Source organism: Cohnella silvisoli (assembly GCF_021190915.1).
GTDB lineage: Bacteria > Bacillota > Bacilli > Paenibacillales > Paenibacillaceae > Cohnella > Cohnella silvisoli.
On record NZ_JAIOAP010000002.1, the window covers coordinates 588,696 to 607,757 of the forward strand.

At 46.7% G+C, this 19,062-nt stretch carries 12 protein-coding genes; 2 read left to right on the forward strand and 10 right to left on the reverse strand.

Annotation, left to right across the window (positions count from 1 at the left end; genetic code table 11):
* Window positions 1-299: 299 nt before the first annotated feature.
* The 3 genes from K7P76_RS06380 to K7P76_RS06390 all read right to left on the reverse strand — a co-directional run bounded on the left by K7P76_RS06380 (window position 300) and on the right by K7P76_RS06390 (window position 3,426).
* Entirely contained in the window at window positions 300-1,121 is an 822-nt protein-coding gene (locus K7P76_RS06380) for a carbohydrate ABC transporter permease (protein ID WP_232184331.1), read from the reverse strand.
* On the reverse strand, window positions 1,121-1,834 hold the full coding sequence (locus K7P76_RS06385) for a carbohydrate ABC transporter permease (protein WP_232184332.1): 714 nt from the start codon (window positions 1,832-1,834) through the stop codon (window positions 1,121-1,123). Before K7P76_RS06385 ends, K7P76_RS06380 begins: the two co-directional genes overlap by 1 nt.
* A gap of 242 nt (window positions 1,835-2,076) precedes the next feature.
* Entirely contained in the window at window positions 2,077-3,426 is a 1,350-nt protein-coding gene (locus K7P76_RS06390; protein WP_232184333.1) for an ABC transporter substrate-binding protein, read from the reverse strand.
* A 215-nt stretch (window positions 3,427-3,641) separates the two neighbouring features.
* On the opposite strand from K7P76_RS06390, the gene K7P76_RS06395 reads away from it, so the two are divergent.
* Window positions 3,642-5,459, forward strand: a complete 1,818-nt coding sequence (locus tag K7P76_RS06395) for a sensor histidine kinase (RefSeq protein WP_232184334.1) — start codon at window positions 3,642-3,644, stop codon at window positions 5,457-5,459.
* Complete coding sequence (locus K7P76_RS06400) at window positions 5,456-7,012, forward strand: response regulator transcription factor (protein WP_232184335.1); 1,557 nt, start codon at window positions 5,456-5,458, stop codon at window positions 7,010-7,012. The genes K7P76_RS06395 and K7P76_RS06400 overlap by 4 nt, the downstream gene beginning before the upstream one ends.
* Window positions 7,013-7,104: 92 nt before the next feature.
* On the opposite strand, the gene K7P76_RS06405 is transcribed toward K7P76_RS06400, so the two are convergent.
* From K7P76_RS06405 to K7P76_RS06435, 7 genes are all read right to left on the reverse strand, one after another.
* Window positions 7,105-10,959: a beta-xylosidase family glycoside hydrolase gene (locus K7P76_RS06405; protein WP_232184336.1), complete on the reverse strand. Its 3,855-nt coding sequence runs from the start codon at window positions 10,957-10,959 to the stop codon at window positions 7,105-7,107.
* Between the two features lie 1,079 nt (window positions 10,960-12,038).
* Window positions 12,039-12,701 (reverse strand): response regulator transcription factor, encoded by a 663-nt coding sequence (locus K7P76_RS06410; protein ID WP_232184337.1) that lies wholly within the window; start codon window positions 12,699-12,701, stop codon window positions 12,039-12,041.
* A complete protein-coding gene (locus tag K7P76_RS06415; protein WP_232184338.1) occupies window positions 12,694-14,109 on the reverse strand; it encodes a sensor histidine kinase in 1,416 nt (471 codons plus the stop codon). The genes K7P76_RS06410 and K7P76_RS06415 overlap by 8 nt, the downstream gene beginning before the upstream one ends.
* 15 nt (window positions 14,110-14,124) lie before the next feature.
* On the reverse strand, window positions 14,125-14,931 hold the full coding sequence (locus K7P76_RS06420) for an alpha/beta hydrolase (RefSeq protein WP_232184340.1): 807 nt from the start codon (window positions 14,929-14,931) through the stop codon (window positions 14,125-14,127).
* A gap of 683 nt (window positions 14,932-15,614) precedes the next feature.
* Window positions 15,615-16,199: a thymidine kinase gene (locus K7P76_RS06425; RefSeq protein WP_232184341.1), complete on the reverse strand. Its 585-nt coding sequence runs from the start codon at window positions 16,197-16,199 to the stop codon at window positions 15,615-15,617.
* Window positions 16,200-16,286: 87 nt separating this feature from the next.
* Window positions 16,287-17,324 carry a Gfo/Idh/MocA family protein gene (locus K7P76_RS06430; RefSeq protein WP_232184342.1) on the reverse strand — a complete coding sequence of 346 codons (1,038 nt, stop codon included), beginning with the start codon at window positions 17,322-17,324 and terminating at the stop codon, window positions 16,287-16,289.
* Between the two features lie 40 nt (window positions 17,325-17,364).
* Window positions 17,365-18,975, reverse strand: coding sequence for an alpha-amylase family protein (locus K7P76_RS06435; protein WP_232184343.1), 1,611 nt, complete (start codon window positions 18,973-18,975; stop codon window positions 17,365-17,367).
* Between the last annotated feature and the right edge of the window lie 87 nt (window positions 18,976-19,062).

The window sequence follows — 19,062 nt, forward strand, 5'->3', positions numbered from 1 at the left end:
TTCTGCTCTTGAGCTTATTGTTCCTTGACATCAAACCAGTCAGAATCAACATTAGGTCCCACCGGCCCCCCATAATTCATCAGTCCGATCTTGATGTTGCTCAAGCTGATGGTGGTCTGGGAAAGCTGTCCAGGTCTCGCTGCCATCTATATTATAAAAGCCAGTATAGGTCGTTCCAGACTTAGTCAGCTTAAAGTAAATCGTCGTAGCCGTCACATTGTCCAAATCGTAAGTGCTGGTATAGGTCATTCTTTTACACTTCCATATGCCGGTGATTCTCATCGTCCGTTTTACCCTATTTAACCTTTTACCGCACCTGCCGTCATGCCTGAAATAATGTATTTCTGCGCAAACACATATACGATAAGAATTGGAACGAGTGAGATGATAATGTCGGCAAAAACAACATTGTACTCTTTGGAATATTTACCGAAGAAGTTGTAAACGGTCATCGGCATCGTCCATTGTGTAGATTTTGCAAAGAATAGCTGCGTGCTGACGTCGTTCCACACCCCAAGAAAAGTAAGAATGAATAACGTTGTCGTTACTGGCTTAAGCAACGGAAACACGACTTGTAAAAAGAGTCTCAGCTTGCCGCATCCATCTACGATTGCCGCCTCATCCATCTCCCGCGAAATCGCTTTAATGCTTCCCGTGAAGAGAAATACGCTTATTGGCAAAGAGCCTGTAACAAACACGAGGATTAGGCCGTAGTACGTATTGGTCAGATTTAATATATACAGGATGATATAGGACGGTATAATGGCTCCCGGTAGAATAATCCCTGAAATAAAATAAAAGTAAGCGAATTTGGCAAGCTTGCCGCGCGATCTGGAAATAAAAAATCCTCCCATTGACGCAAGGAAAATGACAATCACTGATGATGTTGTAGAAAGAAAGATGCCGTTCAGCAACCCCCTAAGTGCATGCCCTTCACTGAACACTCTCCTATAGTTATCCCATTGAAAATTAGCTGGAAACGAAAGGCCATATTGATTAGCTTCTGCTACTGTTTTGAATGAATTCGCCAGCACCATCCAGGTGGGGATAATAAAAAGCAGAGCTATCAACAACATTGTGAATTCACGTAAGCCGATATTAAACCTTTGCTTCCACAACATTAATATTCCACCTCCATCCTTCTCATAACAGCAAGGACCACAAAGCTGATCGTACAAATCAATAGGGTGAAAAATAACCCAACAGCAGATGAGTAACCCAGCATCCCTTCACCAAAGCTCTTAAAGAGAAAAGTGCCAAGCACCTGCGTGGAATCGAAAGGACCTCCGTTAGTCAATCCATATACCTGTCCGAAAACCTTTAACCCTCCTATAATTGCGAGCAGTGTATTAACCGTAATCGCATGAAAAATAAGGGGAATTGTAATCTTGACAAGCCTCTGAAAGGGACTTGCCCCGTCTACCATGGCTGCTTCGTAATAGTCTCTGGGTACTGCCTGCAATGCGGCAAGATAGATAACCATATGGGTTCCTACAAAGCTCCAAATATCCATGGCAATTACCGCATTCATCGCAGTAGCTGGGTCGTTGAGCCACTCTCTAGCCATAAAACTTAGTCCAACCTTATTCAGAAATGCATTTAATATTCCATCTGCCGGATGATAAATCGCATTAAATATAACCGAAACGACAAGCGGACTTAAAAGCGCGGGTACAAATATAATAGACCTGTGGAGATTCGTTAGCTTAAGCTTCCCATTGAGGATAACAGCAAACAGCAATCCCAAGATATTTTTCGCAATAACCGTAATGATTGCAAAGTAAAAGGTGTTATAAAAAGCGGTTTTGAATATGGAAGAACGAAACATCTGCATGAAATTTGTCCACCCATTGAACCTGGGATCCTTGAAGTTAAAGATCGTCCAGTCAGTAAATCCCATAAATAAACTAAGGATATTCGGAATGATAAAAAATAACGAGAATAATATCAATGAAGGAAGCAGAAACATTACTGTGTAATGCTTGTTTGTAAACCGATTATACATAGAACCACCTTTTCGATAAACAGGCTCCGTTTTACGGGAGCCCATTTCGGGGAATATTAAATATACTGACGTTAAAAACCTGGATCCCGTTTTGCTTTATGCAGATCTGCATATTTTTGATACCAATCGTCAAGCGCCTTTTTTACATCTTTGCCATATTGAATCGATTGTGCTTGCTCCCCAAGTGCAGAGGTCGTATCGAATCCAGGCAAATATTGGATGTCCGTTGCATCCTTGCGGGGCCAATTAAATTGCTCGGCATATTTGTTGATTTCGATCTCCCAAGAGTTGGCCTTGGTCTCCAACCCCTTGTAAGGGCTGATGCCCGGTGTCAACTCGTACATGGCCTTTAAGATATCAGGCTGGAGGATAAAATTAATCAGCTCTTTCGCTTCTTCTTTATGCTTGGACTTCTTCGGCACTTGGAATGATTGGCCATTGAACAACTGGGTGACTGCTATATAGTCGTCGCTTAATGTGAATGGCAGAAAGCCGACCTTATCTTCATTTCCTGGAAAGCTTTGTTTAATGATTCCATAGCACCAAGTACCATTGAAGAACATACCCGCTTTGCCAGTAGCAACTGCTTCAAGCCCATCCATTCCTGTCAGCGATTTATATTGTGGGTTGACATACCCTTTATTGATTTTATCGGTCAGTTTGGTAAACGCTTCAACTAGGTCCGTCGAATCCGATGGCTTGATCTTGTTGGTCATCAGATCTGAACCCAGTGTCGGATTTTTCTCAAATACATAATGCATGCCGCTGCCGATTTCAATTGCACCTGCTTCCTTTCCATTGTATAGGATCGGTGTGATACCGGCTTTTTTCAGCTTCTCGCAAGCAGCCAGAAACTCGGAGTAGGTTTTAAAAGGAACCTCAATACCGGCTTTCGCGAAAAGTTCTTTATTGTACAGGATCCCCAAGAAAGGAACCGATGCCCAAGGTGCATTGACGATAGCGCCATCGGATTTGCGCGTAGCATTCTTCTTGGCCGTATCGATTAGCGTATCGACCCATGGACCCTCAAGCGGTTCGAGCGTATCCGTCGGAATCGAGCTCTGATCGTTAAACAGACTCAGTATATCCGGCACATCTCCGGTAGCAAGCTTGGCCTTCATCAAATTGACGAATTGATCGTCGGGATACAATTGAACCTCAACTTTATTGCCAGTCGCCTCTTCATATTTCTTTAGTGCCAGCTTGATCGATTCATTGTTTCCCCATCCGTTAAAGGTGGAGAATGTGATTGTGACAGGATCCTTGTGTGGCTTATCCGTCTGCTCCGGCGATGCTGTCGCAGATGGTGTTGGTGAGGTGGAGGCCTTGTCTGTTCCTTCTGTTTTGGAACTGCATGCTGCCATAAGCAGCAATACAACAACCATTAAAACGGATACTACTGATCTTTTAACCCCGCTCATTGAAATGTTCCTCCTTGAATTTTTTTCGTGCTGCACGCTTTCGTATATGATCTTATAACGTGTGCTGTGCCCTTGGAATGTAAAATTGTAAAATCCGTTTATGTAATATACTAAAGCGCTTTCTTAAGACACACCAATCCTATCCTGTTATGTTATACTTATTTTTATTCCAGAATCCACATCCCTTTACACAGTCACAGAAAGGATTTTGACCGATGCTTTCCAGACTCAGCTTCCATAATAAAATCTTCATCTACTATTCAACTTTAATCATTTTCATTTTATTTGCCATAACGGCATTATTCTATTCTTATATTTCTAACCTATTGCAAAATAATGCAGCATTAGGGATGTCGCAAACAATTGATAAGATCTCTTCAAGTCTTGATGCCATGATTAAAGAAATTGATACAGTATCCACTCAGGTTTTATACAATGAAGACATTCAAAACGTATTAATGGATGCCTATGATAACGAGAATAACCTTCCTAATTTCTTTGACATTGATCTCGCTTCCGCCAAAAAAACAAGAGCTACCCTTGTATCCATTAACAGTCCTAAAACCAATGTCAGAAGAATCGGCATATTTAATGAAAAAGGCAGCTTCATTTCTGTAGGGACCGCATCGCAGAGTCCGATGGAATTCGGAAAAACCATTACTTTTAATGATTGGTATGATAAAATCATAAACTCCCCTACTAAAAGCATACTTCTCCCCCCCCATAAGGATAATTGGAGTGACATCCATGATGAAACAATGGTTATATCTCTTGTAAGGGAGATCCTGTCCACCTACGGTGCCTTCAATCATCTGGGGTATGTGGAAGTACAGCAACCTTACTCCAAGCTTGAAGAAATAGGCAAGGATAATAATGAACGCATGCATATTCTCGTTCTGGATGAAGAAGGAAGTGTCATCTATCCGATTAGGCATTACACCCAAGCACAGATAGCTCATTATTTAGAAATAACAGATGAATCGGGAAAGATTATCAAGCGGCCTTGGGATGGTGTGGAGGAGCTCATTTATTCGAAGCACTCCTCGTATACCCAGTGGACGACTTTTGTCATGCAGCCCAAGAAGGATTTTATGTCCCCGGTATATTTCCTCAGAAATATTCTACTATTGTCTGGTTTTATCCTTATCGCACTTACACTGCTTATTATCCATTTTATTACGAAAAGCCTAACAGCGCCCATTAAAGAAATGCGTAAGCTCGTCAAAGAGCTTTCTTTGGACAATATCCAAATTAGCTTAAGCGGGAAAACCAGAAATAATGAGGTTTATCTATTAAACAAAGCATTCAATCAAACCCTGATTCGCCTTAAAGAATCGATGGATCAAACGGTGCAGGCACGTGCCGGGGAAGTCCATGCCCATATGCTGGCTTTGCAGGCACAGATTAACCCTCATTTTCTTTATAATACTTTGATGAGTATCAGTGCAGCGGGTCAGGAAGCCGGGAGCCGCAAAATCATGCTTATGTGCTCCCAGCTCTCCTACATGATGAGATATGCGGCTTCCTTCCAGAAATCTACTGTTACTTTATCGGATGAGCTTCAGCATGCCGAAAGTTATCTAAAACTGATGAAATTCAGATATGAAGATTGGCTGGACTATTCGATCCGAGTCGATGAGCGCCTGGGGGATATTCAGGTACCGAAGTTGATTATACAGCCTGTAATTGAAAATTGTTTCACTCATGCGTTTAAAGACGCATCTCCCCCGTTTCGCATCCAAATCCATGTATACTTTAAGGAGAACTCTTGGTTCATCCAGGTTAAGGATAACGGCAAGGGGTTTGATCCAGAGAGTATTAAAATCATTCAGCTCAATCTGGAAAAATATAAAATCGATTTAGAATCAGGCAAAAGATTTGATGATTTGCAAGTCGGAGGACTTGGTTTGAATAACATCTATATTAGACTCATGCTATTATATGGGACCGGTGCTATCTTCGATATCAGGAACAATGCGTACGCGGGTGGGATTATCACATTGGGCGGAGATTGGAAGGAGGATCTTCAATGATAATTAATGTTTATGTATGCGAGGATGAACCTTTTATTATGCGTTCTTTAAAGCTGTTAATCGAACAGAGCCACTCGAATTATCGAATTATTGGTGAAGCCTATAATGGTCTTGAAGCGTATGAAGAGATCAAACGTCTGAAGCCGGATGTCGTATTCACGGATATTCGCATGCCCGGTATGGATGGCCTTGCATTGCTCAGCAAGCTTAATGAAGAACATTATGAATTTACCCCTGTCCTAATAAGCGGTTATCAGGATTTCGAATACGCTAAAACAGCAATCAAGCTGCACGTTTATGATTACATCTTAAAGCCCGTATCTCCCGAGTCCTTTGAAGAACTGTTAATAAGCATTCACGCCAGGCTTGAATCCACAATACGAACCAGGCAACTGTCCATAATCAACCAGATGGTTACTAATATTTCTTACAAGAATGGAAAAGTAGCAGACTTCTTTAAGTATGCTGGGTACTATTATATGTTTCTTTGCGCGGGCTCTTATTGTACTTTTACATACCCTTGGATTACACCTTCATTAGAGTTTTGGCTGAAAAACGATTTGGAAGCAGTAGCCACTCAACGATTAAACGATATAGATGCAAGTATATGGGTAATAAATGGCAAGCATGAGAACGAAAAAATAATTGTAATGGGGACAAATCAAACAAATCACTCAGAGATCAGTGAATGGATGAGGCATCTGCACGAGCAGTTAAATACCTCAGGCTTTCCACTAACATCCATTTACAGCTTCTCAGGCAGCAAAATTGAAGATATCGGTCCAGCCATCCAAACGGCAAGAATCGTGTTGAACAAACACATTGTGTTTGCTCAGTCCAGCTTCCTGCTTCTAAACACCTCAATTACTGTCGAAAATCAGGATGATCACGGCAAGCTTCTGAGTGCTGACACGGAAAAGCTTCTGGTTGCCTATATTCAGCACAAACAACTTTATGCATTGAAGAGGGAGCTCAAAAAGTTACTTGAGAAATGTCTGTTACGAACATGCAGGCAGATTAGTCTAGAGCATTTACTGAAGAGCATTTGCGAGCTTTTTAAAAAGAATATAGATTTTCTTTCAGAAAAACGAGCCATCGAAATCGATATGGAAATCAACGAATTAATTTGCAACTCTATCTCTTACAAAGCCATATATGAAGGAATGGCGTTTATTATGGAAAGCCTGCTTGCTTCCGACTATGCCAAAGCCAAAGAGAGCGACCACGAAAAGCTCTCTGGCCTAATTGAACACTACATTGAGGAAAACTATTCCAACACGATCAATCTACAGTCCCTATCCCTTATATTCGGCATTGTGCCCTCTTATCTCAGTAAAATATTTAAAAGCTATAAAGGCAAATCGCCCAGCGATTATATCATTGAGCTCAGAGTCGAGAAAGCCAAAGAACTTCTGAAAAGTAAACCCATGATTGCACTGAAAGATATTGCAGTAACGGTCGGCTTTAACGACCAGTTCTATTTCAGCAAGGTATTCAAAACCATTACCGCCCAAAGTCCGTCCGAATTCAGGAAGAATACGACTTCAATATGATTTGTGTTTTTGAAAAGCCGACAAAAAGGAAGATCCTCGTTATTGGAGGATCTTCCTTTTTCGATGCCATGTCAGTCGATTCGAAGATATCTCTATCTGATATCGAACCAATCGAAATCCGCGTTTGGCCCTCCGGATCCTCCCATATTAAGGAGTCCTACATAAGTTCCTATCAATCCAGATAGCGTGGTCTGAGCGAGAAAGCTCCAGGTTTCGCTGCCATCCGTATTGTAGTACGAGGAATAGGTCGCTCCTGACTTGACCAGTTTCAGATAGACAGTGGTTGTCGTCACATTATCCAATTGATACTTATCGGTGAATACGCCTCCGATTTCCTGTTGGAACAAGATCCGATTGGATATCGTATTCGCTCGGACCAGCTTCAGATAGCTGTCGTCATCCTGATAAACGATAAGCCCTGCCTGCTGGTTGCTGCCAATGGGGTTATAACTCAGCTTCGTCTTCATGGTCCAATCGCCGCCTGGTGCACTGCGGAGCAGCAGGTTTTTGGCCGTATTGGGCGTTTGATAAAGCTCTCCAGCCTGCGCCGCGATCCGAACTGCTCCCGGACTGGCGGTAAGGCTCCATTTGGTCGAATCCTCCCATTTCCAGCTCCAAGCACTATCCAGCACACTATTATTGAAGTCATCTGTGTAGATAGGAGGGGTCCCATCGTCAAACCAGTCGAAGTCGGCGTTCGGTCCAGTCGGGCCTCCATAGCTCATCAAACCAAATTTGGTAATACCCGAATCCAAATTGGCCGTTGTCTGATAAAGCAGCGTCCACGACTCTCCTCCGTCTGTATTGTAATAAGCCGTATAACTCATGCCCGACTTAACAAGCATCAAATAAACCGTTGTGGCGGTTACGCCGTTCAGATAATAAGTATCCGTAAAAACGCCTCCAGCCTCCTGCTGCAGCAATATCCGGTTGGATGCCGTATAAGCTCTCACCAGCTTAAGATAATTATTATCATCCTGATAAACGATCAGTCCCGCCTGCTGATTACCTGTTGTCGGGTTAAAGCTAACCTTGGTTTTGATCGTCCAATCCGCAGTGGAAGGCCTTTTGAGCAACAAATTCTTCGCTGTATTGGTCGTTTGATACAGCTCTCCGGGCTGTACGCCTATCCGCATGGAGCCAGCGCTGGACGTAAGACTCCATTTGGCATTGTCTTCCCTGATCCAGGACCACATTCTGGTGTTCAGTGCCTGCCCCTCGAACTCTTCCGTTTTTTGCGATTTGCGAATATCAAACCAATCAAAATCAGCAGATGGCCCAGTTGGTCCACCGTAGCTGATGAGGCCAACCTTGGTATTGTTCAACCCGCTGATTGTGGTCTGGGCAAGCAGTATCCACGTTTCGCTGCCATCAGTATTGTAATATGCCGTATAAGTCGTTCCCAATTTAGCGATCTTGAGAAATACGGTCGTAGCGGTTACACCAAGCAATTCATAGGTGTTATCGAAGGTTCCGCCTACTTCCTTTTGGAAGGAAATTCGGTTGGATGCGGTATAAGACCTTACCAGTTTGAGATAATTATTGTCGTCCTGATAAACAATCACCCCCGCTTGTTGGCCGGCTGTTGTGGGATTGAAGGCAAGCTTGACCTTCATCGTCCAATCTCCGTCCGGTGCATTCCGCAGAAGGATATTCTTGGCATCGTTCGTCGTCTGGTACAGCTCGCCCGGTTGAGTGCTAATCTGCATCGAACCCGGATTTGCCGTGAGGCTCCACTTGGTGCTGTCCTGCCTTACCCAGCTCCACATACTGTTCAGTGTACTGGTGCTGAAATCATCATGTAAATCCGAAGTGGTGACAGAGGTGGACATAGGAATGGCTGCAGCGCTTGACGCTCCTGTCAGCACCTGTAATTTGTCTACAGCAAGCCAGTCGAAAGAGCTGGTCGAATTGCCATCTACGACTTGAAAATATACCGGTGTGCCGGCATAAGCGGAAGTATCCCACTCATACGGAGTAAAGGAATCACTCTGTGGCGGTCTGGCGACGAACAGAATCACATTGTCCGACGCTCTGCGCAAATAATAATAAGAATTATTTTGCAGCACCGTACCGTCCCATCCTGCTCTCAAGAAGGATAGCTTGAGCCCGGCGTTGAAATTGGCCGAGGTTAATGTTCCGGTCGCAGCTCCGCCGCTAGATGAATCGCCCCAATAGCCCCCGTCCCATGCGCTTAATCCGTAATGCCTGACAGTAAACGGCATACTGCCGAACGCACTCCCACTGGTTGTCCAATTGGTGAAAAGGCCTGTTTCAAATCCGGCATTACTGAAGGCGTCTATTTTGCCATAGAAGTTATTATAGGCTTTAAACTCTTTAATAATCGGCTCTCCGCTGGTTGTGGATTTCACATACAGCCTAATCTTGCTGGACAATCTGCCGGGAAAAGGCATGTTATTGGTATAGATGGACGAGCCAATTGTTTTGCCAGTATACATATCACGCCATAAAGAAGTAGAGGAATCCCAATATTGCAGATAGAACCGGCTGATCGAAGAGGAAGCATCTTCTTCAATCACGATTTTATCCACCATTCGGGCTGTTCCGAAATCCAACTGTATCCACTGGTCCGATGCCGTACCCGAAGCGCTTCGCCATGAGGTCGATGAGCTTCCGTCATTGGCATTGGATGCCGTAGAGCCGGAATAAGTAGTGGATGCCGTGGCTGTTGCACTTAATGCCAAATTCAAACCATTCGTTTCCGAAGAGATATCCCCAACGAAGGTATCTTTGAGCACAAGCGATTCCGTGCTGGTTGAGGACAAGGGAACGCCTGTTCTTGGATATAATCGGCTGTTATAGAATACAAAGGAGCCATGCTCATTGAGAACCATATCACCCAGCGGAGCTTGGATTGGAGCCGGATTGATCATATCATTGTACAAGACACTGTTATCCATGATGAAATTCTGGTCGGGCTTGCCACCGCTTTCCAGAATACCAAACCCGTCATTGTGGTGAATGAGCACACGGGTAAATCGGCAATTGTGGCAATCATTGATATCCATCCCATCGCCGTCCATGGGGCTTGCATTTCTTTGGTTGTACGCTGTTTCAAGATCGGACACATCAATATTCTTGTTTCCGTAAAAAGCGAAATTAGCTGGACCATTGTCTACTGTCATACCGTTATTGAAAAACTTCACGTTTTTCATGGAGCCGCCATCCGTATTCAAGAAAGACATCTGCATGAAAAGGCCGTCTTCAAACACACTATCGGAAACGTTTACATTTTTGAATGCATATCCATTATTGCCGCTGCCTCCGAATTCCCAGTGGATGCCCCCTCCCATATTGCGTGCATAAATATTGTTGAAGGTCAAACCATCCAGAACCGGGTTCAACGGGTGATTGCCGGGTGTGACATAGGTATAGAAGCCTCTCGCCGCCTTCTGGGGCCAATAAGTGGGGTCGTACTCCGCGTAAGGAGAATCGGTGAAGCTTACATTTTGAATCGTAATATCTTTATTCAACCCAGTCTCGAATTCCATCATTATGCCATTCCACATTTGACGGAAATCAATATTCTGAATGATCCAATGACTCAGATCCTTCATATAAATTCCGATATCTCCGTTAAAGTTATAATTTGTGCGCTGAATGAGCGGCCTGCTTCCGCTTCCGTAAGAGCTTAACTGAATAACATTGCCGTCTGCTCCGTTTCCGTGCAGTGTCAATTGTTCATTCCACGTATCGCCACTTTTCAGCAGCAACTTGTCGCCTGGTTGGTAAGTGATCGTTGAAGCTTTGGCGAGGGTTTTCCACGGTGTCGATGAGCTTGTTCCATTGTTGGTATCGTTCCCTCCCGACTGGCTGACATAATAGATGGCTCCTGCTGCATAGGCGGTGCGTTCGGGTACGGAAACGAGCAGGATAGCAACCATAGCTGCAAAAAACATCATAACCATAATAAGCTTTACTTTCATTTGAACTACTCCATTCTTTCGGATAGTAACCTGCATTATCGAATTCGATTCCCAAACATTTGGCTGCATTTCCTCCTTTCTCATTGCTGGAATTAAATTTGAAAGCGTTTCCGTTTATCACGGATAAGCTTATAACATGCTACTAGCACTGGGAATGTCAATTTATAAAAAACTCTTATGTAATTTACTAAAGTGTTCCTTAGGACCCAACTGTGCTTGATTTAGGCTTGCCCCTTAGTGAAACAGTGGACTACAATTTCTTTAGAGCGGTTATAAACTTCGTTGAAGGGGATGTACCGTATCCTGCACTGAAAAACGTTATGACTAATAATCCGGATAGACACTCTCCAGAGCTAAATTTACCTGCACGGATTTGAAGCAGGGTAGATTGCATTGCTCTGGCCTTTTCGAGTCGACTGGGGCAGGCGGTACTCGTCATTCCAGAGATATAAGGCAGTTTTCTCTTTTGTATCCACTTTGTCTAATGTTGTATCCGTCATGATTACGGTTCATCAAATGATTCTGAGATGATTCAAACGGTTGTTTCTGCATCATGTCGTATAAATAAAAATCAAAAAAGCTCCTAAGATCAATTGTTCTTAAGAGCTCTATTTTGTTGGTGGTGCGCGTAGAGGGACTTGAACCCCCACGTCGTGAAACGCCAGATCCTAAGTCTGGCGTGGCCTTTTGAAAAGTTGCAAAGCTTTCTTTGCGTTTCTGTTCAAACACGACTATGCACTGGTTAATATCGCGGAAAAACTGGTTTTAGTTAGAGCGCCGAACCCCTATTGCTCTTTTGACCAAGTCAGAATTAAATATTCGGTTCACTTTAACGATTGAAGGTTTCAGCAACAGCTTTGCTGGCATGAAGTCAAACTATAATCAGTGGAAAGCGTAGCTCCTGATGAAGTAATCATCATGCAGATAACCTGACGGGTTTCCCGCTGACTCTCCTCTGAAGACATAATCCCAACTGATCAACATCCTCTTGAAGACGACTATTAAGATCAAGAAACACTTGAAGGGGGTCACTCGAATCGCAAGTGCCATATGGGGTAATTTCTGCTTGATTTTGACATTTATTTAAACAAACCCTTCTCCTTCGCTTGCTGCGCCGCTTCCTTAGATCCTTTGGACCCTAGCTTCTTTAGAATATGATTAATATGGTTTTTGATTGTACGGATCGATACGACCAGATGTCCGGCCATCTCCGATTGGGAGTAACCCTTATCGATAAGCTTAAGCAGCTCTAGCTCGGACGGCGTAATTAAATCTTGCATCGTTTTGACTTCGAATTCCCGCTCCAGCCGTTTCAACCGACGAAATTCCTCACGCATCTTCTCCGCTGCGGCCGGGCTGATCGGAGATTCCCGGCGAGCGGCGGCTTTGATTGCTTCCGGCAAAGCTTCGAAATGCGATTTAATTTGATAATCGATCGCTCCCGCCTGGAACGAACGGAAGATTAGATCCTTCTCTTCCATCGAAGTCAGCATGATGACTCGAGCGCCGGTCGATACCGCCACCTCTTCGGCCAGCGTAATTCCTGCCGGAACCCCGTCCAGCATAATATCCATCAATACGACGTCCGCCGTGTTTGCTTCGTCTAAGAGGCCTTGCCTTACGTCATCTGGATTGCCAGCCGTATAAGTAACTTCGATTCCCGACTGTCCGTTCAAATAAGCGCTTAAGCCGCGAAGCCAGTCCCTGTCGTCTTCAACGATCCAGACTTGGATGTTATCCATGAACTTCTCTCCTATCGGCATGCGCGGCATCGGACTGGGTTTTCATCTTAACCGCCTTAACGTTGCGTTTCGGGAATAGCAGGTAAACACGGGTGCCTACGCCTGGTTTGCTCCGAATGTGGAGTGAGCCTCCGTGTTTGCGCATCACATAATAGGCATACGGAAGTCCGAGTCCGAAATTCGCTTCGTTGCCGCTTTTCGTCGTATAAAATGGCTCTAAAGCTTTGGCAGCCTTCGCCTTGTCCATCCCAGGACCGGTATCTCGTACTTCCAGCGTTAGCTCCCTTTTCCCCTCGCGCAACGTTATAAACAGATGTCCGACCCCATTCATGGCATCGACGGCGTTGGAAATCAGGTTATTCAGCGCTTCCCCCACTTGAGCCGGATCTAACGTGCACCGCCAACCCTCGGGAATATTCAAATGAAGCTCGATGTTGTGAAGCAATGGCTCATAGGTTTTGATCGTGTCGCGGATAAGAGTATCCAATTCAACCTCTATCGGCTGTATGACAAGATCCTCCGTACGGCGGTGAACGCGGGAAATCATATCCTGAATATGATGGGAAGCGTTCTGAACGACGCGGATGTCCTCCAGCAGTTCCGGCTGATTCGTCGCATTGGCGTAAGTTTGCATTTTCTCGGTAAAAAGCCGCATTTTCCCCACATCGTTCTTGATCGCATGGTGGAGAATCGCCGTACCTGAAGTAACCGCCCGCAAGGTCGAATCCAATCTGCGCCGATCGATCAATACGCGCATGCCCAGAAATCCATAAGTGAACAGTCCAATGAAGAAAACCGCGACGCCTATGCCGACGAACCAAATGTTATAAATCCACATTCTGTGCCATCCGAGGATCGGCAGGATATAGCTCATCACCATGGCGAACAGCACCGGCGGCAGCACGGCTAAGCAAATGAGCCAATGGGCGTGGGACAGCGAATAGTGGTGGGTTCTTCTTAAGAGCACGAGGCCAGTCCCGGCCAGAAAATAAGGAACCGCCCACCAAACGACGACGGTATAAGTAATCGGATTGTACTCGTTATAAGGTGGAGTAAACAAAAGGCATAAGAGGATCGGAACCACCAAAACAAGCGCAGCAACACGCTGCGCGTTTAAAGAAGCGGTTTTCGGATGGTACGCCATTGCAAACAGCAAATAAGCATAGGGAAGCCCGTAATAGGATGTCAACGACGAAGTCGCTTGCAAATGAAACAACGTCCGCTCCAAGCTGTCCCTCGGATGGTTGGCATGAAGATAAGGAATGAGGACGTCGGCGAGCGTTGCGGCCAAAGCACCCGCTCCCCCGCACAAGGCAACCGCGCTTAGCCTGCGGTTAACGGGAGAACGAGGATCGGCCAGCAATAAAATAAGCGCGACAGCCCATAACGCAATCCAAACGAAAAGCATAGGGCAGCTCCTAACTTAAAATTGCTGACGTTCGAGCCACAACCCGCATACGGAAGTCCAAGTTGCGACGTGCGGGTCGCCCTCAGCCAAACCAAGCCCGTGGCGTCCCGTCTCATAGACGTGCAGATCGAACGGCACCTTGTTCTTTCTGAGCGCGGAGGCGAACAGAAACGCGTTTTCCACGGGAACACCCTCATCGTCCGCGGTATGCCAGAGGAAAGTCGGCGGCGTGTCTGGCGTGACCCGGGTTTCGCAACTCAACCGTTCGATTAACTCCGGGTCGGGACTATCGCCAAGCAGATTCAACATCGAACCTTCGTGGTAAAAGGGCGGTTTCAACGTAATAACTGGATAACAAGGAATAATGGCGTCCGGGCGGCACGACTGTCTGTCTATGGGATCCTCGGCGTCCGGATTACCGGAATCATATTGGGTACCGATCGAAGCGGTCAAGTGTCCGCCTGCGGAGAAGCCCAGTACGCCTATTTTCGCCCCGTTAATTCCTAAGCCGCCCGCATGGTGTCTGACATAACGAACCGCTCTTTGCACATCGGTTAAGGCGCATGGATAACGGTATGGCGCAACCCGGTACCGCAATACGAAAGCGGGAATACCGATGCTGTTCAACCACAGCGCAATCGGTTCTCCTTCATGATCGGCGCGCATGCCGTAACCGCCGCCCGGACATACGATGACGGCTCCTCTGCCTTGTTCGCCAACCGGAAACGCCATAATCGCAGGAATATCTTCGTCCGTGGTGCCTTGCGCCCAAGGAGCACCCTCCGGCCAAAGCTCGATCCACTCTCTATTACTGTTAGTCAATTGATATCCCTCGCTATCTAGTTGATACGAACTTTACTCTATATTACATTGTAATTGCTTACATAGAAATCGACAATGATTTCGTGGCAAGCTTGGATTGCCGCGATACGTACGGGGCGTCGCTCGCCTTCGACGAACGGTGTATCGCGCCTGCGACGATATCCCCTTTGTTCAGGATACGGTGGTGCGGGTTGGGCGTGAGCTCCCGCCGATTTAAAGCGGATTTTCCGCTTTATTTTCACACGTCGGCCCCTGCTAAACAGGAATTGATCGACTTTTTAGAACAACTCCCCTCCATTGACCCCTGCTGTGGAGGAATTAATCGAATTATTAGTGTAACTCCCTCCACCGCCCCTTGCTGAACAGGAGTTGATCGACTTTTTAGAGTAACTCCCTCCTCCGACCCCTGTCGCACAAAAATTGATCGACTATTTAGAGTAACTCCCTCCACCGACCCTTGCTGAACAGGAGTTGATCGACTTTTTAGAGTAACTCCCTCCTCCGACCCCTGTCGCACAGGAATTAATCGAATTATTAGAGTAACTCTCCTCCGTGGACCCCTGCTATAAAGGAATTAATCGAATTTTTCGTTTAACTCTTCACCCGCCCGCCCAATGAGTAAAATAAAACGCCGTCGGCTCAGGAAGAAGGAGCGAACGGCGTAGCTTCAGGAGGTAAACAACTTATTTATTCTTAAACGCCTCGTTGTAACAACGCCGGCATACCGGCTTGTAGTCTTCGCTCCCGCCGACTTGGATTTGTTCGCCTTCGTTAACGGGGATGTCGTCTTTGAATCGAATGACCATGGTGGCTTTGCGATCGCAATACCAACAAATCGTTTTGATTTCTTCGATTTTATCCGCGTAGATGAGCAAGTTGTAACTGCCTTCGAACAGCTCGTTCTGAAAATCGTTTTTCAGGCCGAATGCCATCACCGGAACGTTCAACTCATCGACGACTCGGGTCAATTCCACGATATGGTGCTTTTTCAACCATTGCGCTTCATCCACGAGAACGCAGAAAAACCGGCCGGATTCCGCAAGCTGCGTTTTCACCGAATCGTACAAATTCGTATTGTCATCAACGGCAATCGCCGGACGCGTAAAGCCCGCTCTCGAGCCGACCTGGTCCGAACCGTTTCTCGTATCGATCGCGGGAGTAAATATCAGAACGGGTTTCCCCTGTTCCTCGTAATTATGGGCCACCTTAATGATTTCAAAAGATTTACCGCTGTTCATCGTGCCGTATTTAAAGTACAACTGCGCCAATGTATTCCCTCCATGCCAATGGTGTTAGCAACCATTATACATGACATCAATCCATTGCAATAGTCGACAATTGTAGAATTCTCTCGCCTATTCGCTCAACTCGGCGATTTTGATTTTTCTGCCCGTTCGGGAACTTTCGATCGCACCGAGAACCATCGCCATGCTATGAATGTTGTCCCTGCAATCGGTCTCGGCTCTCCTGCCCTCCTTCAAGGCAGCGAACATTTCGTCCAAACAGCTTTCGTGGAAAGGCTGAGCTTGCTCCTGAACATCGGCTTCTTGCCGTACATATTCGCGCGTGAAGCTGTCCTCCTGATTATCCGGCGCGACCGATTCGGCATAAGGATTTCCGATGCCATCCCAGATCGCCGTACCTTTCTCTCCCGTAATCCGCCACGAAGCTTCCCAAGAGGTCGGCGCCCCTTCCGCGCACCAAGATCCGCGATAACAGAATACGGAACCATCCGACATTTCGAAAATACATATGGCGGCAGCTTGTCCGGCATACCACGAACCGACCGGATTGAATTCTTGGCAGTAGACGGACACCGGGTCCGCTCCGAGAATAAGACGGGCTTGATCGAAGGTATGGATCGCCATGTCCAGCAACAGAGGGCTGTCCATCGCATCGCGGAAACCTCCAAAATGCGGGCCAAGGAAGAAGTCCGCGCCTGCATAACCCGGCTGGCCGATTAGACCTGAAGCGATGAGCTCGCGCAGGGCGCGGATTCGGGTGTCGTAGCGACGGTTTTGCATGACCGTGTGCGTGCGACCCGTCCGATCCGATACGCGAATGATTTCCTGGCATTCCGCCAGTGTCTCGGCTAACGGCTTCTCGGCGAACACGTCGCATCCGAGGGACATCGCTGTCGTGCTAATGGTGAAATGGCTAGCCGGGATCGTGATATCGAATACGAGATTCGCACCGGTCTCTTCTATAGCTTGCTTGATGTCGGTATACGTCCCGCAGGAAATGCCATGCCGATCCGCCATCGCTTGGGCGAATTCCTGCTTAATATCGACGAGCGCGACGATTTCCGCGTCCGTTCGGCCGAGCGCGTATTTCACCCAAGTGTTGGCCATGCCTCCGCAGCCTGCAACCGCGATCTTATAACGTTGAGTCATCGAAACGATTCTCCTCCTTCTATATAACGCGCTGAAAAGCTTAAAGCCACCAATGATTATCCTCGCTAGACTCGTTACCGGCAACGCTATCGTTCCAAACAAACACCTTCTTTTCCCCATTTAGCAGCCAATGTTTCGGACAAGTCGTCGCCAGCCAATCCAGCGGCTCTCCCGGCGGCAGCGGCTGGGACGCGATCAGGTAAGCACGACGCAATTCCGCTTTCTGCTCTTTGGTCACGACTGCGGGATCCGCCGATACGAACAGCGGAGTTCCGCTTCCTGCAAGCAGTTCCAGCCACTTGCTATTCAAGCTCCAGGGTACGGTTTCCGTTATCCCGATGCAATCCGCGTCATGGCTGTAGAAGGTGCCGTGCTGCGGCATTCTAAACGCCATCGTATTAATGCCCATATATCGCGTTCTTTCCCAAGACTTGCCGCTCGTGTCATCGCCCGTGCGCTGAATTTCGAAACATCCCGCCGCCAGATGGCTAACCGTATTGCAGCCGATGACCAGACTTTGTCCCGATGCTTTAGCAATTGCCTTATATAACCCTAGCACGATTTCCGCTGAAGTTCTCGAACGATCGCCGAAGGGCCGGCTTATCGCGTTTACGTTCCCTTTCATCTCAAATCCCCATTGACCGAATAGATCGAACGTGGTGAAATCGTGTTTGATCAGTTCGTATCCCCAGCCAGCCATGCGGGAAATAAACGCCGAAATATAATCCAACACTTCCGGCAAACTCGGATCGAGCACGGCACCGTTTTCCGAATTCCGATAACGAACCCAATGCTCGGGTACCCGTTCGGATACAAGTAAAGGCCTGCACCAAATACCGGGACGCACGCCAATTTCGCGCATTTCGCTTGCCAGCCGCCGCATATCCGGAAACAAGAAGTTTCCTTCCCAAGGCCCACCGTTGCAGGCGCCTCTGCCGCTTGTCATTTGCCATCCGTCGTCGATAATCATGAACGGTCTGCTGCCGCTGGCCGGAGCCAAAGAAGCGATAAACCGGGAATCGTTCAAAATAATAGAATGAGAGCTGTTGCCATAGGCGTAATACCAATTGTTCCCCCCGTACACAGGCTCGGAAGGCAATACCGGATTATCGCACATGATGCTGCATAACCTCTGGGCGGCCTTAAAGGAAGTTTCTCCCGACTCTCCTTCCATCATAACGACTGTAGCCGCATGAAGCACGCGCCCATTCAGAATAACGCCGGCATTGCCGCACCGAATGTCCAGCGTCAGCGTTACGCCTTCATAGTCCATTTGCCAATAACAGAAGGAACTGGCTCCTGTTTTCACCCCATAACCGCAGGTCGTTTCCCCATCGTTCGTCAAGAAATACCAGGGCATTACTCTCTCCGGCACGATACCTCGCCATTCCAAATCGCCGTACGCCCGCTCCCAATGATCCCCTAATAGCCGTAACGCGCCTTCGATATGTATTTTCCAATTAATTTTGACGGTCATCAGCGGAATTTGCCCTGCTTCAACTCCAATCGTCAGCCGATCCGATTGCGGAACTGCCTGGATCTGGACACCCTCCTTATTCCACACGCCGAAACCAATGTTGTCTAATGCCGACCATCTAGTTTCAGTCCGAACAACGATACTGTCCGGCTCTCTGAGAAGTTCAATAGCCATTCGTCTCATCCCCTCTCATTTATTGTTGCAAGTGGTATCGGTTAAAGCCAATAATGTGAGTATACGGCTCGCGGTTGAATTCTCATA

Bases quoted from the DNA above. Each gene is read 5' to 3' on its own strand.
- K7P76_RS06380 (WP_232184331.1), bottom strand. From the start codon at position 1,121: ATGTTGTGGAAGCAAAGGTTTAATATCGGCTTACGTGAATTCACAATG.
- K7P76_RS06385 (WP_232184332.1), bottom strand. From the start codon at position 1,834: ATGCAGATGTTTCGTTCTTCCATATTCAAAACCGCTTTTTATAACACC.
- K7P76_RS06390 (WP_232184333.1), bottom strand. From the start codon at position 3,426: ATGAGCGGGGTTAAAAGATCAGTAGTATCCGTTTTAATGGTTGTTGTA.
- K7P76_RS06395 (WP_232184334.1), top strand. From the start codon at position 3,642: ATGCTTTCCAGACTCAGCTTCCATAATAAAATCTTCATCTACTATTCA.
- K7P76_RS06400 (WP_232184335.1), top strand. From the start codon at position 5,456: ATGATAATTAATGTTTATGTATGCGAGGATGAACCTTTTATTATGCGT.
- K7P76_RS06405 (WP_232184336.1), bottom strand. From the start codon at position 10,959: ATGAAAGTAAAGCTTATTATGGTTATGATGTTTTTTGCAGCTATGGTT.
- K7P76_RS06410 (WP_232184337.1), bottom strand. From the start codon at position 12,701: ATGGATAACATCCAAGTCTGGATCGTTGAAGACGACAGGGACTGGCTT.
- K7P76_RS06415 (WP_232184338.1), bottom strand. From the start codon at position 14,109: ATGCTTTTCGTTTGGATTGCGTTATGGGCTGTCGCGCTTATTTTATTG.
- K7P76_RS06430 (WP_232184342.1), bottom strand. From the start codon at position 17,324: ATGACTCAACGTTATAAGATCGCGGTTGCAGGCTGCGGAGGCATGGCC.
- K7P76_RS06435 (WP_232184343.1), bottom strand. From the start codon at position 18,975: ATGGCTATTGAACTTCTCAGAGAGCCGGACAGTATCGTTGTTCGGACT.